The organism is Hymenobacter sp. (genome assembly GCF_036388155.1).
Lineage (GTDB): Bacteria > Bacteroidota > Bacteroidia > Cytophagales > Hymenobacteraceae > Hymenobacter.
The window spans coordinates 19,818-33,375 of the sequence record NZ_DASVSI010000098.1; the positions used below are offsets into that span (position 1 = coordinate 19,818).

The window sequence follows — 13,558 nt, forward strand, 5'->3', positions numbered from 1 at the left end:
GGTAAGAGGGCACCAAAAAGCCCGGCTTCTGGTTAGAAGCCGGGCTTTTCCTTTGGGCAAATCAATGAGTTTTAGTTACCGAACGTGTAGCCCACGTACAGTTGAAAGACGTTGTTGCGGGCTTTGGTCTGGATGCTCCGGCCGCTAACCACCTCCGATGCGTCCACATTGGACAGGCCGCCGTTGTAGCGCAAGCCCACCATGGGGCCGCTCTCCAGCTGGTAGCCCAAGCCGGCTACGTAGCCGAAGTCAACGTCGCCGTATTCGTCCTTGTTGGAGATGCTTCCCTCCATGCTGCCGCCCTCGGTTTTGGATTTGGCGCGCACCAGCACGCCCGCCTGCGGACCGGCTTCCACAAAAAACTGGCTGAACTTGGCCTTCACCAAGATGGGCAGCTCCACGTAGTGCAGGCTTTGTGTGCGCTGGAAGGTGGTGGTGCCGGCGCTCACTTCGGTTTTGGCGCCCTTAATGGAGTAAAGCAGCTCTGGCTGAATGGAAAACCGTTCACCCAAGGCAACATTGGCCACAAAACCGGCGTGAAAGCCAAAAAGATTGTCGCTGTTTTGGACGTCTTTGCCCACAAAGTTGCTGAGCGAAGCGCCGGCCTTGATGCCGAAGTGGTTGTCGTCCGAGCTTGGGGCAGCTTCTTGGGCGCGGGCGGTGCTGGCACAGGCAACGAGTACAGCGAGCATGAGAAAAACTTTTTGCACTACAAAGAGAATTAAGGAATTGAGCGTGTTTGGTGCAAAGCTACTTACTTCGGCCAAACCGCGACGGTAAGACGCCTTGATTGGGAGTGTTATTTTTTTATGTTGCTCCCTGTGAACCACCCAAAAAGCCGGTGCGCGTGGCGGAGCGACACGCCGGTTTCTAGCCCCCAAACGAGTAGGTGAGGTAGAGCTGAAACGCCTCGTTGCGGGAGCGGGCCTGAATGGTGGTATTGCCCACCGTAAATTTCTGCTGCACCTTGGTAATCCCGCCGTTGTAGCGCAGGCCGATGCCCAGGCCGCTTTTACGCTGGTATCCCAGACCGGCGAGGTAACCCAAATCAACATCGTTGTACCGCCCTTTGATATCCGTGGAGGCGCTGCCAACTTTCGACTTGGCTGCCGCCAGAATGCCCACTTGGGGGCCGGCTTCAAAAAAGAGCCCGTCGGCATTGACGTGAAATGCCAGTGGCACGTCCACGTAGTGGAGACGGTCAATTAGTTTTTCGTTGCTACCGGTTAGCGGTTGCGCGGCCCCTTTTTGCGAGTACAGCAGCTCCGGTTGGAAAGCCACCAGTTGGGTAATGCCAATGTTAGCGAATATGCCGGCGTGAAAGCCGAACTGCTTTTCATAAAAAGCGGCATCGGCGCCCACAAAATCAGTGAGCGAGCCCCCGGCTTTCAACCCCAACGAGACGTCGCTTTGCGCATGGGCCACCCCGCTGAGGCCACCAATAAGTAATAGGGAAAGAACAACTTTTTTCATTTTTGGAAAAGATATGTGCAGCCGCGAAATTACAAGGACTGCCTTGCCGAACCCCGGAGGGGTGGCGCAAGCCATGAAAAAGCCCGGTTTCCATGGCGGAAACCGGGCTTTTTAAAAGCTGGTTGCTTTAGCGAGAAAGCTGTTGCGAGGTAGCACAAACGCCGTCTTCTGCGGTTGCGCTGCGTCGTCGGCTACGTATCACAGGGCTTTACATCAGGCGTTGGGCAACGCGGCTAGCTGCCGCTGGGGAACGCAAAGCCTACTTGGAATTGAAACACCGAGTTGCGAATTTGATTGCCGCCCCCGGAAAGAACGGCGTCCCCGTCGTAGAGCTTGGTGATGCCGCCGTTGTAGCGGATGCCCACATTGGGGCCGCTCTCCAGCTGGTAGCCCACGCCCACGATGTACCCGAATTGCAGCTTGTTGAGCTGGCCCCGGCCGGTGAGGTCGGGGGTGGCCGAATTGTCGTACTTGGTTTTGTGCGCGAACAGGTAGCCCAGTTGCGGGCCCGCTTCAAAAACGAGGCCGGCGGCGTTCACGCGGGCCAACAGCGGCAAGTCGATGTTGTGAAACGTGGTCTTGGAGACGTCCTCAATCTGATAGCCGCGCTGGGAATACAGCAGCTCGGGGTGCAGCTGAAACAGTCCCCCAACGCCAAAAGTCGTCGTGGTCGTGAAGCCGGCCTGAAAACCGAAGCGGTTTTGCACGTTGCCTTGGAAGTCTTTGTCGTCGCCAGCCAAGGTAGCGGCTACCACGCCGACCTTGAGGCCGAAACGGGTTCCGGTGCCGGTGCCACCGGTGGCGGTTTGGGCCTGGGCGGTGGCGGTAGCACCGGCAAGCAAGCCGAGGAATAGAACAAGCTTTTTCATAGGTGGAAAGAAAGTGAGGGGGTGTAAAGGCTTCAATGTTGGCGAAAGCAGAAACTGCTTATAAACCGTCGACGTGCGGTGTCGGATTAAAGACGATAAATATGTGATTTTGTTTGCTTTAACCGTTGAGCTTTAATCCAAAAGCTGAGCTTTTGGGGCCGTTAAATACATGATTCAGTAGGGGCCCAGCCAATGGCCAAAGTGTGCGAAAATTATGCGGTTGCGGGACTCAGCGGGGAGCTTTTCGTCGCTGTTGGTTAGGTGAATGCTGCCGCAAAAAGAGAATGTTAAAGTCAAGGATTTTTCAGGATAGCCAGCAAGGCAAGCCCGTAAACGCAAAGCGCCGGCTACTGGGAAGTAGCCGGCGCTTTGCGTGTGAAAGACAGGGGAGGGCTTATTTGCCCAATGGCAACAGGTAGCCCACTTGCAGCGTGAAGGCGTTGTTGAACACCTTGGGCTCGTTGTCAGAATCTTTGGAGTCAATCAGCGAGTTGAAGCCTTGTGCGTAGCGCAGGCCCAAGCTCAAGCCGCCTTCCGTCTGGTAGCCAATGCCGGCCACCCCAGCAATGTCAAACTGCGAGAGGTCCGACTTGTCGGCGTCGCCGCGCGACACGCCGGTGTAGTCTTGGAAACCGCTGCTGGTTTCTACCTTATCCTTGGTGCCGTTGTTGTATTTGGTGGTGACCTGCTGCTCCACTTTCGAGCCAAACAGGTAGCTCACTTGCGGGCCTAGCTCAAAAAACAGGCCACCTGCGTTGATTTTGGCCAGAATTGGCAAATCGAGGTAGTGAAGCACGCGCTTTTGCTCAAGCTCCACTTCCGTTATCGGGCTCGATAGACCGGACTTTTGGGCCGAGTTGATTTCGTAGCCTTTGCGGTTATACAACAGTTCGGGGGCAATGGAGAAGAAGCCGTCGCTGCTCAGGGGGAAGCTAGTGCCGATGCCGACGTTGTAGCCGAGTTTGTAAGACCCTAATTCGGAGTTAAAGGTGGGGCCTGCTAGTTGCGATGCGTCGTCGCCGTTCAGGCTGGAATAAGTAGCGCCAACTTTTACACCGATGCGGAGACCGCCAGCATCTTGGGCCATGGCTACAGCAGAAGTACAAGCCAGTAAGCCGAGTGAAAGAACGAGCTTTTTCATGATAAAAAGTAGAATGGGAATAAAAAGAATATGGTAAATCCATATCTAGAGCGGTTTAACGGTGACAGCGCATTGGGGTTGCCAAAATTCTGTACGTTCAGGGCGCTTACTGGCGAGGTAAGAAGGGCTTTGCTGCTATTTTTGAGTTTCATACGCGCATTCATGGCCTTGTTATTTTATTTTAAAGAATATTGGCTGTTAATGGCATTGCTGCTTGTGGGAAGCGCCAAAAGCGCGTGGGCTCAGGAGCCATCGCCCCGCGCGCCGTGGGTGGTGGGGGCCTACGTGCAAGGCAGCATCATCATGGCGCATACCGAAGCCATTCAGCATTTGGCGGTTTCTCACCCCACCGGGTTCGAAGTCAACCTGCAGCGGCAGACCACCGGAGCGGCGCCGTGGCATGGCTGGTACAAATACCCCAAAATTGGCGTGGCGCTCACCTACTACGACTTTCGCAACCCGGTGCTGGGCTATGCGGTAGCGGCCAGCCCGTACATCAACAAGTCGTTCTCGCGCGGCCCCAAGCACGACTTTAGCTTCCGGCTGGGCGCGGGCCTGGCCTACCTCACCAACCCCTACAACCAGGACACCAACCACAAAAACACCATCGCCAGCTCGTCGCTCAACGCCACGCTGCAGCTGCGGTTTGAGTACGACTACGCCCTCACGCCGCACCTGGGCCTGCTGGCCGGGTTGGGCCTGAACCACTATTCCAACGGCGCCACCACCAAGCCCAACTTCGGCGTCAACCTGCCCTCGGTGGTGCTGGGCCTGAACTACCACGAGCAGCGCAACGCCCCGCAAGCCAACTCCAACGCCCCGGCGCCGGCCGATGTCGGCCAGATTTTCTACAACGTGAGCACCAGCCTGGGCTTCAAGCAGCGCACCGAGGCCGACCGGCGGAAGTACTTGGTCAACTCCGTCACGGCCGCGGTGGGCCGGCGCGTCAGCCGCAAATCCAACCTGCTGGCGGGCGTTGAGGGGTTTTACGACCGCAGCCTGAAGGCCACGCTCGAAGACACCACGCGCGCCGGCCTGCGGCAGCCCGACGTGAAGAAGGCGGGCGTGTTTGTGGGGCACGAGCTGCTGTTCGGGCGGCTGGCGTTTGTGTCGCACCTGGGGCTTTATGTGTACGCCCCGTACAAATCGAGCACCGCTTACTACGAGCGCCTGGGCCTGAAATACCACGTTACCGACCGGCTTTTTGGCGCCGTCGACCTCAAGATTCATCGCGGCGCGGCCGACGTCATCGAGTTCAAGGTGGGGGCCAAGCTGTGAAGTAGCCGAAACGTTTCATCCGCCTCGGGCAACGTTTGAGGCGGTGCGGGCAGAGTTTCAGCAGCTTTGTCGCGGCGGCATCGGGCGGGGGGCACCACCTTGCGGCGCGGTTCAACTTATCCCGCGCGCTGCCCCATGGAAACGTTTTTTCAACTCAACCGCTACCTGCACATTGCGGCAGGCTTCACGGGTTTTTTTGTGGCGCCGGTGGCCCTGCTGATGCGGAAGGGCGGCCCGGCCCATCGGCGCTGGGGCAAGGTGTTTTTCTGGGCAATGGTCGTGGCCGGCCTCACGGCGCTGGTAGGCGCGCAGCGTATCCACAGCCTGTTTTTGCTGCTGACGGCTGTTTTCAGCCTGTACATGGCCGGCTTCGGCTACCGCTCTCTCTACTTGAAGCCCTTGGCCTGGGACGCCAAAGTAGCCGCTTTCGACTGGGCCGTAGCGGCCGTGGGCCTGGCGGTGTTTGCGGGTACGGCCGTCTACAGCCTGATTAGCCGAAACGTTGCGGTGGGTGTTTTCGGGGGCTTGGGGGCCGCCACGGCGGCCCGGCAGCTGCAAGGGTATGCCAACGCGGGGCATTGGACCAAAAACCAGTGGCTGCTCAACCACATTTCGGGGTTCATGGCCTCGTACATCGCGGCCGTTTCGGCTTTCTCGGTCACCAGCCTGCAGTTCATTCCTTTCCCCTACAATTTTCTGTGGCCCACCCTGCTGGGCGTGCCCATCATCCGGTGGTGGCACCGGCGAGTGAAGCAGCCCAAAGCGGCAGCCGACATCCAACTAGCGCAGTGAGGCCACCAACTGCTCGTTGATGCGGCGCACCAGCGCGGGCCCTTCGTATACAAAGCCCGCCGTGTACGGCTGCACCAGCGTAGCGCCCGCGGCCAGCTTCTCTCGCGCATCAGCCGGCAAGTGAATGCCGCCCGCCCCAATGATGGGCAACGCCCTGCCCCGCGTCGAGGGCAAGCAAAGCCGGTTTGGCGAGGGCCTTTACGTGGGTGCTTACCCGGCCCAGCCCTCCCGGTCGAGGCTGCGGTATTGAATGGCTTCGGCCAGGTGCTGAATCTGAATTTCCTCGGTTCCGGCCAGGTCGGCAATGGTGCGGGCCACCTTCAGAATACGGTCGTAGGCGCGGGCCGACAGGCCGAGGCGCTCCATGGCCGTCTTCAGCAGCGTGCGCCCTTCCTCGCTGATTTGGCAAATGTCCTTCACCATTTGCGGCGGCATCATGGCGTTAGAATGAATGTCGGCATATTCCTTAAACCGCGTTTCCTGCACCTGGCGGGCTTTGTCGACGCGCGGCTGAATTTCGGCGCTGGTTTCGGCTTTGCGCGTGGCCGTCATCTGGTCGAAGGTGACGGGCGTTACCTCCACGTGCAGGTCGATGCGGTCGAGCAACGGGCCCGACACTTTATTTAAGTACTTTTGCACCACGCCAGGGCCGCACACGCATTCCTTCTCCGGGTGGTTGTAATAGCCACAGGGGCAAGGGTTCATGCTCGCAATGAGCATAAAGTTGGCCGGAAACTCGATGCTGACCTTCGCCCGCGAAATCGTGACGCGGCGCTCCTCCAGCGGCTGGCGCATTACCTCCAGCACGGTCCGCTTAAATTCCGGAAGCTCGTCCAAAAACAGCACGCCGTTGTGCGAGAGCGAGATTTCGCCGGGCTGGGGGTTGCCACCCCCGCCCACCAGCGCCACGTCCGAAATAGTGTGATGAGGCGCACGGAAGGGCCGGGTGCTGAGCAAGCCACCGCCCGCCAGCTTGCCGGCCACGGAGTGAATCTTGGTGGTTTCCAGCGCTTCTTGCATGCTCAACGGCGGCAGAATGCTGGGCAGGCGCTTGGCCAGCATGGTCTTGCCGGCACCGGGTGGCCCGACCATGATGACGTTGTGGCCGCCGGCGGCCGCGATTTCCAGCGCCCGTTTGATGTTTTCCTGGCCCTGCACGTCGGCGAAGTCGGCCGTGTACTTGTTCACCGCGTGTTGGAACAAGTCGCGGGTGTCCACTTTGGTGGGCGTGATGTCGAGCCGGCCCTCGAAAAAGTCGATGGCCTCCTGCATGCTGCCCACCGGAATCACGTCGAGGTTGTTGACGATGGCCGCTTCCTCGGCGTTTTCCTTGGGCAGGATGATGCCCTTGAACCCTTCCTTGCGGGCCTGAATGGCAATGGGCAACACGCCCCGAATGGGCCGCAAGTTGCCATCGAGCGACATTTCGCCCATGATGATGTACTCCGCCAGCCGGTCGGTGCTCAACTGCTGCGAGGCGTGCAAAATGCCCAACGCAATGGGCAAATCGTAGGCCGCACCTTCTTTGCGAATGTCGGCCGGCGCCATATTCACCACCACTTTGGTACGCGGCATGCGGTAGCCGCGCAGCTTCAGCGCCGCCTCAATCCGCTGCTGGCTTTCTTTGATGGCGTTGTCTGGCAAGCCCACCACGTAAAACAGCGTCCCGGCCGTGACCACTACTTCAATGGTAATGGTATAGGCGTTGACGCCCTGCACGGCCGAGCCGAAGGTTTTGGTGAGCATAAGAAGTACTCCACTGGCGCAGCGGAGGCTGGTTGAATGGGCGGTAGAAGAGATAAGCTCAGCAAATTAAGCCAGCGAGCCCGCCTGCTACCTAAGAAGCTGTTTGAGTTAACCAAAAATCATTTCAGACCGTCATGCTCATCTGGCGTCCGCGCAGTCGAAGCATCTCTACTGCAATAGTAAATGAATTACTACCACACGCGAGATGCGTCGACTGCGCGGACGCCAGATGAGCATGACCGTTTTTACTGATTTAATAGCTTCTAAGCGGCTCAGAAAATCCGCGTCTTCCAGCCCAAAAATCAGAGCACCAGTTTCTCAATCAGCAATATCAGGATGTGAATCACCTTGATGTGAATCTCTTGAATGCGGTCGGCGAAGCCAAAGTGCGGCACTCGAATCTCCACGTCGCTGAGGCCAGCCAGCTTGCCGCCGTCCTTGCCCGTGAGCGAAACCACCAACATGCCAGCCTCCTTGGCTGCTTCGGCGGCGCGCAAAATGTTGGGCGAATTGCCGCTGGTGCTGATGGCGAGCAGCACGTCGCCGGGCCGGCCCAAGGCCTGCACAAAGCGGCTGAACACGAACTCAAACCCGTAATCGTTGGCCACGCAGGTCATGTGTGAGGCTTCGGTGAGGGCGATGGCGGCCAGGGCGCGCCGGTCGCCCCGGTAGCGCCCGCTGAGCTCTTCGGCAAAGTGCTGGGCGTCGCAGAGGCTGCCGCCGTTGCCGCAGGTAAGGGCTTTGCCGCCGTTGCGGAGGCTGTGGCCAAACACTTCAGCGGCTTCGGCGATACGGGCCAGGTTGGCCGGGTCGGCCAGAAACCGGTCGAGCACCGCGCGGGCTTCGCTGAGTTCGGCGTGAATGAGGTCGGGGAGCAGGGGGGAGGCGTCGGGCACTGGGAGCGGGTGGGGCGAGAGCAAGCAGTGAGCAAGGCCACTAGGCCAGCGGCGGGCGCTCGGCGGGCGGAGTGTTGGTCAGGCTGGGGTCGCTCTGCGGGAAGGTGGGGTGGGGCAGGTGGTCGGAAGTCCGGTTTTCGGTTACGCTCACGGTGCCGGCGGCTTGGCTTTGGGTGGGTTGCACCGGCGCGGTTTCGTTGTTGATGAGGCGGCCGTCGATGGTGCGCGCAGTGGGCACGCCCACGGGCGGCACGGCCCGCTGCTGCTGGTCATACAGCTTGGCTTTGAGCTCGTTGATTTTGTTTTCTTGCTGGCTCACCGAGCGGCGCAGCAGCACGCTGTCGAGGTTTTCGGTTATCAGGTGCAGGGCCAGCAGGCCGGCCCCAATCAGGAAGAGGGTGTAGTAGAACTGCCGTTCCTGCTCCAGGGCCGAGAGGCCGGTGCCCATGCCCATAACCGAGGTGCGCACGGCTGGAGCGAGGACGAACAACACCGCCAGCAACAGGTAAACCATTACGGCGACGGTAACAATGCGTTTGAGGGCGAGCATGGCAAAACGGGGTAAATGGGTGAAGCAACCAGTACTGGAAATGGAATCAGCAAGAAACCGGCTGCAAAATAGCGGTTATTAGCCGAGCTAGCGGGCTTGCGTGACCGTGTCGGCCGCTGCTGCCGCCGCGCCGGCCGAGTCTGCTACAATCACCGTTGCGCCGTTGGCGCGTTGGGCGTCCTCGTTGGCCCGAATGGCCTCAACCAGGGCCTGCTGCCGGGCGGTGACATTTTCCATCATGATTTGCGAGGTTGGTTTCTGCTGGCTGCGATAATACTTGTAGCCGAAGCGCAAGCCGAGCATCACCAGGATTAGAAGGCCAAAGTAGCGAGAAGTTTTGGAGCTGAACATGCGTTAAAATAAGATGAGGTGCGGGTGTTCTTACACCAGCGCGGCGTTGGTTTGCATGGAACTCAGGCGTTGGTACACGCCGCCCTCGCGCCGCACCAACTCGTTGTGCGTGCCCCGTTCGGCAATGCGGCCGTGCTGCAGCACCACAATTTCGTCGGCGTGCTGCACGGTGCTCAGGCGGTGGGCAATGACGAGCGAGGTGCGGTTTTGCATCAGGCGCTGCAACGCCTCTTGTACGAGTTTTTCACTCTCGGTGTCGAGCGCCGACGTGGCTTCGTCCAGAATGAGGATGGGCGGGTTGCGCAAAATGGCGCGCGCAATGCTCAGCCGCTGCCGCTGCCCGCCCGACAAGCGCGAGCCCCGGTCGCCAATCATCGTTTGGTAGCCGTCGGCGCTGGCCATGATGAACTCGTGGGCGTTGGCAATGCGGGCGGCTTCCAGCACTTCGGCCTCGGTGGCCTGGGTGTTGAAGCGGATGTTGTTGAAAATGGTGTCGTTGAACAGAATGCTCTCTTGCGTCACGATGCCCATTTGGTCGCGCACCGAATGCAGCGTGCAGGCGCGCAGGTCGTGGCCGTCAATCAAAATCTGGCCGCCGCTGGGGTCGTAAAAGCGCGGCAGCAAGTCGGCCAGCGTGCTTTTGCCCCCGCCGCTGCCGCCCACCAGCGCCACGGTGCTGCCCTTGCGAATCTTGAGGTTGATGTCGTACAGCACCGGTTTATCACCGTAGCTGAAGGTGAGGTCGCGAAACTCGATTTCGTGTTCAAACGGCGGCAGTACCTTGGCGTCGGGCCGGTCGCGCACCGCCGGTTGGGTGTCGATGATGCTCAGCACCCGCTCGCCCGCCACCAGCCCGCGCTGAATGTTGCCGAAGGAGCTCGACAGGGCCTTGGCCGGCGTGAGCACCTGCGAAAACAGCACCACGTAGCCGATAAACGTTTCGCCGGTCAGGCTCGACTCGCCCCCCAGAATCAGCGTGCCGCCGAAGTACAGCAGCCCGGCCACCACGGCCACGCCCGCAAATTCGGAGAAGGGCGAGGCCAGGTCGCGGGTGTTGTCGATGCGCTGCGACGTGCGGGCGTACTGGTCGTTTTGGTCCTCAAACTTGCCTTTGATGTAGGCCTGGGCGTTGAAGGCCTTGATGACGCGGATGCCGCCCAAGGTCTCGTCAATCACCGACATCATCGAGCCCAAGGTGCTCTGGCTCACTTCGGCCTGCCGCCGCAGCCGCTTGGCTACCATCGCGATAACGCCCCCCGAAAGCGGTAATAAAATCAGGGTGAACAGCGTGAGCGGCACCGAGATGTAAAAAAGCAGCACAAAAAACGCAATGATTTTGAGCGGCTCCTGAATCACGGCGGTGAGCGTGTTCACCACCGACGTCTCCACTTCCTGCACGTCGCTGGTGAAGCGCGACATCAGGTCTCCCTTGCGCTCGCCGGCAAAGTACCCCAACTGCAATTCCACGATGCGGTAGTAGAGCGCCCGGCGCAGGTTGCGGACCACGCGGGCCCGTACCTGGGCCAGCAGCCGCAAGCTGAGGTAGCGAAACACGTTGCTGAGCAGTACCGATATCACGACGATGACGCACACAAAAGCCAGGGCGCCCATCTTGCCCTGCGCCGCCAGCACGTCGGCGAAGTAGAAGTTGAACGTGTCTTTAATCCAGTCCAGGCTGAGCTGGAACGCGGGCAGGTGGTCGGGCGCTTGCAGCGGCACCTTGTCCGTTTTGTCGAACAGCACCTTCAACAGCGGAATTATCAGGGTGAAGTTGGCCAAGCCAAAAAAGATGGCCAACAGCGTATACACTAAATACTGCGGCAGAAAGCTCGCAAACGGCCGGGCGTACTCTAAGATGCGGAGGTAGGTTTTCATGCGAGCCACAAAAATACGTCCCCGCTTCTGCGCACCTTCAGGCAACCTCTTAGCCGAGCTCACCGAGTCAGCCCAAGGAAGCGGTTCGTGGCCGTTTCAACTCACTTTTTTACCTGCCTATGAAACGGATAGAATTTCTACAGTTGTTCGGTTTTGGAGCCGCCATGGCCTTGAGTGGATGCTTGGGCAGCTGCTCCAGCAAAAAAGACGACCCGCAACCACCCGCCACCCCGCCTTCCGGCCCCGGTCCCAGCCCCACCACCGTCGATTTTACCCTCGACCTCGCGGACCCCGCCAACGCCCGCCTCAACGACCCTGCTTTTGGCTACGTCTACGGCGCCGGCGGCACGGTTATCGTCGCCAAAACCACCACCGGCAGCTACATAGCGCTGTCGGCTGCATGCACCCACCAAGGCACGGCGGTGCAGTTTCAGGCCGGCAGCAACAACTTCGCCTGCCCCACGCACGGCTCCCAATTCAACGCCAGCGGCGGCGTGGTCAACGGACCCGCGGCCAGCAGCCTGCGGGCCTACACCGTCACGCAAACGGGTACGATGCTGCGCATCAAGAGTTGATTTACAGGCGGTTTAAAATTCGTGGAGCCGCTGCGCGATGTTCCACCGCAAGGCTAGCGAGGCATATACTTCGTTGCCGTTCAGGTCGGGCGTGCGCGAATAGGTTTGATTGCGGGCAATGAGCTTCGCGTCCAGAAACAGGTTCAGGCGCGGCTGATAGGTGGCCGTGAAGTCGGCGTGCAGCAGGCGACTTCGGTTGCCTTGGCCCACTTGGTTGCCGTATTCCTGCACGCGGGTGTTGTAGGACTTCAGCACGTTGCCGCCGTAGTTCTCAAAGGGGGCGTCGGTGTTCACCACATCCAAGCCTTGCTCGGAGTAAAACGCCTTGCCCACCAGCATCAGGCGGGGCAGGGGCTGGTAGCTCAGCACGCCCAGAAACTCGGCTACGTTGGCGCCCATGGGGTGGGCCAGGGGCTGCTGGTAGTGCTGGTAGCTGGTGTAAATGTCTTCGTGCTGGTACATGAAGGGGCGGATGTAGTTAAACTCCACCTGCAAATCCAGATTGCGCAGGCCGGCCACGTCGATGTACTTGCCCCCCAGCTGGAACGACTGCTTGTTGGCCCACCACCCATTGCCCGCCCGTATCTCGCTAATCTTGAACTCATCAAGCACCAGCTGGCCGTACAGCTGTGCCGTGCGCAGGATGTTCCACTTGAAATCCAAGCCCAGAATGGCGTTGTCAGCCGAACCCGTTTGTTGCTCAACGGCCCGGTAAAAAATGAGCGGGTTCAGGTACTGCAGCTCGAAGCCGCGCCGCTGGCTGCCGGGAATGTACCGGCCCAAGCTGTCCAGCTTGGCCTTGCGGCCCCCCAGAATGGTATTCTCAAACACCCCAATGTTTAGGTTCGGCGTCACATCGAAGCTGAGGTGGTGGAAGGCCATGTACTTCTTGGGGTACACGTCGTCGGTGGGGCTGCCAGCAGAGTCATATGTGCGGCTAGCAGTAAGCTCCGCAAACAGGTTCTGGTAGTTGAGCTTCCAGACGCGGGTATTCGCCTTCAGGAAGAAATACGGCGCGCTGTAGTCCGACAGGATGAGCGAGCGGTAGCCGTTGCCGATGAAGTTGCGGTCGTGGGCCAGCTGCAGGTTGATGTGCTTGGTGGCCGCGTAGGTGATGCCGCCCCGCGCCGAAAAGAAGTCGTACTGGCTGCCGCCAATGATTTTGTAGTCCTTCCAGTACCCCTCGTGCGGCACAATCCGGTCGCGCCGAATCTGGTCCTGCACGTACTGAGGCACCGCCTGCTGGTTGTCGGCCAGGAAGGTATAGAAACCCAGTTTCTCATCAATTACGCCCTCCAGCTGCACACCCCGCGTGTTCACGTACCGCAAGCCGCTGATTTCGCTGTCCCGGCCGGCCTGCAACAGCAGCACCGGGTTCACCCGAAGGAGAAAATCTTTGGTTTCGACGCTGTATAAGTCGGTCTGATTGCGATAGAAATACGAGAGAATGGGCGAGCGGCTGGTGTTCATGGCCGCACCGCGGTCGCTGTTCATCCAGTTGTCTTTCAGCAAGTATTGGGCGTTGAACCGGTCCGCGCGCGAGAGGCTGCCCCGGGCGGTGCTGGCGCTGTCAGGCGAGAGCATGCGCTCGCCCAGGCGGGCTACCGCGGCCCGGGTGTAGGGCCGCGCGCTGGTGTGCGGGTCGCGCAACGAGTCGGAGCCGAACTTGATGGCGTAACGGTCAATCAACCGGTAGATGTCGGCGTCGAGCGGGACGTAGTTGGCGCCCTGCGTTGTCTTGGCCGGGTCGCGCTTGATTGTGGGCTCCGGTGCCAACGGCTGGTCGAAAACCATCCAGGGAGATTTTTCCGCGGGTGCCGGCGTCGCGGGGGGCGTGGGTTCCGCAGGCGCGGGCGTGGTGGGCTCCGGTGGCGTGGTGGGTACGGTCTGGGCCGCCAAGGGCCGCAGTAACAATACCATAGCGGAAAGCAGCAGCAGAGCTTTATGCATAAATACAAATAGTCATCATAAAAATCGAAGTCACTCGACCGGCCACCACGCGGGTGGGCCAA

14 protein-coding genes are annotated in these 13,558 nt (G+C 59.8%); 3 read left to right on the top strand and 11 right to left on the bottom strand.

The window, feature by feature from the left end; genetic code table 11:
• Positions 1 to 71: 71 nt before the first annotated feature.
• From VF629_RS13305 to VF629_RS13320, 4 genes are all read right to left on the bottom strand, one after another.
• The gene (locus VF629_RS13305) at positions 72 to 692 is read right to left on the bottom strand and encodes a porin family protein (protein ID WP_331058977.1); all 621 of its coding nucleotides are present in this window, start codon (positions 690 to 692) and stop codon (positions 72 to 74) included.
• 178 nt (positions 693 to 870) lie between these two features.
• The gene (locus VF629_RS13310; RefSeq protein ID WP_331058978.1) at positions 871 to 1,473 is read right to left on the bottom strand and encodes a porin family protein; all 603 of its coding nucleotides are present in this window, start codon (positions 1,471 to 1,473) and stop codon (positions 871 to 873) included.
• Between the two features lie 233 nt (positions 1,474 to 1,706).
• Complete coding sequence (locus VF629_RS13315; RefSeq protein ID WP_331058979.1) at positions 1,707 to 2,342, bottom strand: porin family protein; 636 nt, start codon at positions 2,340 to 2,342, stop codon at positions 1,707 to 1,709.
• Positions 2,343 to 2,736: 394 nt separating this feature from the next.
• Entirely contained in the window at positions 2,737 to 3,483 is a 747-nt protein-coding gene (locus tag VF629_RS13320; RefSeq protein WP_331058980.1) for a porin family protein, read from the bottom strand.
• A 201-nt stretch (positions 3,484 to 3,684) separates the two neighbouring features.
• Here VF629_RS13320 and VF629_RS13325 point away from each other — a divergent pair, with 201 nt between their 5' ends.
• Together VF629_RS13325 and VF629_RS13330 are read left to right on the top strand one after the other, a co-directional pair.
• Positions 3,685 to 4,761: an acyloxyacyl hydrolase gene (locus VF629_RS13325; protein ID WP_331058981.1), complete on the top strand. Its 1,077-nt coding sequence runs from the start codon at positions 3,685 to 3,687 to the stop codon at positions 4,759 to 4,761.
• A 135-nt stretch (positions 4,762 to 4,896) separates the two neighbouring features.
• Positions 4,897 to 5,553, top strand: coding sequence for a hypothetical protein (locus tag VF629_RS13330; protein WP_331058982.1), 657 nt, complete (start codon positions 4,897 to 4,899; stop codon positions 5,551 to 5,553).
• On the opposite strand, the gene VF629_RS13335 is transcribed toward VF629_RS13330, so the two are convergent.
• The 6 genes from VF629_RS13335 to VF629_RS13360 form a co-directional block, all read right to left on the bottom strand.
• Positions 5,542 to 5,727, bottom strand: coding sequence for a hypothetical protein (locus VF629_RS13335; RefSeq protein WP_331058983.1), 186 nt, complete (start codon positions 5,725 to 5,727; stop codon positions 5,542 to 5,544). The two genes, VF629_RS13330 and VF629_RS13335, sit on opposite strands and share 12 nt — an antisense overlap.
• A 36-nt stretch (positions 5,728 to 5,763) precedes the next feature.
• Complete coding sequence (locus VF629_RS13340; protein ID WP_331058984.1) at positions 5,764 to 7,299, bottom strand: YifB family Mg chelatase-like AAA ATPase; 1,536 nt, start codon at positions 7,297 to 7,299, stop codon at positions 5,764 to 5,766.
• Positions 7,300 to 7,601: 302 nt separating this feature from the next.
• Positions 7,602 to 8,195 carry a D-sedoheptulose 7-phosphate isomerase gene (lpcA, locus tag VF629_RS13345; protein ID WP_331058985.1) on the bottom strand — a complete coding sequence of 198 codons (594 nt, stop codon included), beginning with the start codon at positions 8,193 to 8,195 and terminating at the stop codon, positions 7,602 to 7,604.
• Positions 8,196 to 8,235: 40 nt separating this feature from the next.
• Positions 8,236 to 8,745 carry a hypothetical protein gene (locus VF629_RS13350; protein ID WP_331058986.1) on the bottom strand — a complete coding sequence of 170 codons (510 nt, stop codon included), beginning with the start codon at positions 8,743 to 8,745 and terminating at the stop codon, positions 8,236 to 8,238.
• Between the two features lie 87 nt (positions 8,746 to 8,832).
• Positions 8,833 to 9,096, bottom strand: a complete 264-nt coding sequence (locus VF629_RS13355; protein WP_331058987.1) for a hypothetical protein — start codon at positions 9,094 to 9,096, stop codon at positions 8,833 to 8,835.
• Positions 9,097 to 9,126: 30 nt separating this feature from the next.
• Positions 9,127 to 10,971 (bottom strand): ABC transporter ATP-binding protein, encoded by a 1,845-nt coding sequence (locus VF629_RS13360; RefSeq protein WP_331058988.1) that lies wholly within the window; start codon positions 10,969 to 10,971, stop codon positions 9,127 to 9,129.
• A 119-nt stretch (positions 10,972 to 11,090) separates the two neighbouring features.
• Between VF629_RS13360 and VF629_RS13365 the strand changes: the two genes are divergently transcribed.
• Positions 11,091 to 11,546: a Rieske (2Fe-2S) protein gene (locus VF629_RS13365; RefSeq protein WP_331058989.1), complete on the top strand. Its 456-nt coding sequence runs from the start codon at positions 11,091 to 11,093 to the stop codon at positions 11,544 to 11,546.
• Between the two features lie 12 nt (positions 11,547 to 11,558).
• Here the strand turns inward: VF629_RS13365 and VF629_RS13370 are convergent, their stop codons facing one another.
• A complete protein-coding gene (locus tag VF629_RS13370) occupies positions 11,559 to 13,466 on the bottom strand; it encodes a capsule assembly Wzi family protein (protein ID WP_331058990.1) in 1,908 nt (635 codons plus the stop codon).
• Positions 13,467 to 13,558: the final 92 nt, after the last annotated feature.

What these genes read in the sequence shown, in the direction of transcription:
- VF629_RS13305 (WP_331058977.1), bottom strand. Translation starts at nt 692, where the DNA reads ATGCTCGCTGTACTCGTTGCCTGTGCCAGCACCGCCCGCGCCCAAGAA.
- VF629_RS13310 (WP_331058978.1), bottom strand. Translation starts at nt 1,473, where the DNA reads ATGAAAAAAGTTGTTCTTTCCCTATTACTTATTGGTGGCCTCAGCGGG.
- VF629_RS13315 (WP_331058979.1), bottom strand. Translation starts at nt 2,342, where the DNA reads ATGAAAAAGCTTGTTCTATTCCTCGGCTTGCTTGCCGGTGCTACCGCC.
- VF629_RS13320 (WP_331058980.1), bottom strand. Translation starts at nt 3,483, where the DNA reads ATGAAAAAGCTCGTTCTTTCACTCGGCTTACTGGCTTGTACTTCTGCT.
- VF629_RS13325 (WP_331058981.1), top strand. Translation starts at nt 3,685, where the DNA reads ATGGCATTGCTGCTTGTGGGAAGCGCCAAAAGCGCGTGGGCTCAGGAG.
- VF629_RS13330 (WP_331058982.1), top strand. Translation starts at nt 4,897, where the DNA reads ATGGAAACGTTTTTTCAACTCAACCGCTACCTGCACATTGCGGCAGGC.
- VF629_RS13340 (WP_331058984.1), bottom strand. Translation starts at nt 7,299, where the DNA reads ATGCTCACCAAAACCTTCGGCTCGGCCGTGCAGGGCGTCAACGCCTAT.
- VF629_RS13350 (WP_331058986.1), bottom strand. Translation starts at nt 8,745, where the DNA reads ATGCTCGCCCTCAAACGCATTGTTACCGTCGCCGTAATGGTTTACCTG.
- VF629_RS13355 (WP_331058987.1), bottom strand. Translation starts at nt 9,096, where the DNA reads ATGTTCAGCTCCAAAACTTCTCGCTACTTTGGCCTTCTAATCCTGGTG.
- VF629_RS13360 (WP_331058988.1), bottom strand. Translation starts at nt 10,971, where the DNA reads ATGAAAACCTACCTCCGCATCTTAGAGTACGCCCGGCCGTTTGCGAGC.
- VF629_RS13365 (WP_331058989.1), top strand. Translation starts at nt 11,091, where the DNA reads ATGAAACGGATAGAATTTCTACAGTTGTTCGGTTTTGGAGCCGCCATG.
- VF629_RS13370 (WP_331058990.1), bottom strand. Translation starts at nt 13,466, where the DNA reads ATGGTATTGTTACTGCGGCCCTTGGCGGCCCAGACCGTACCCACCACG.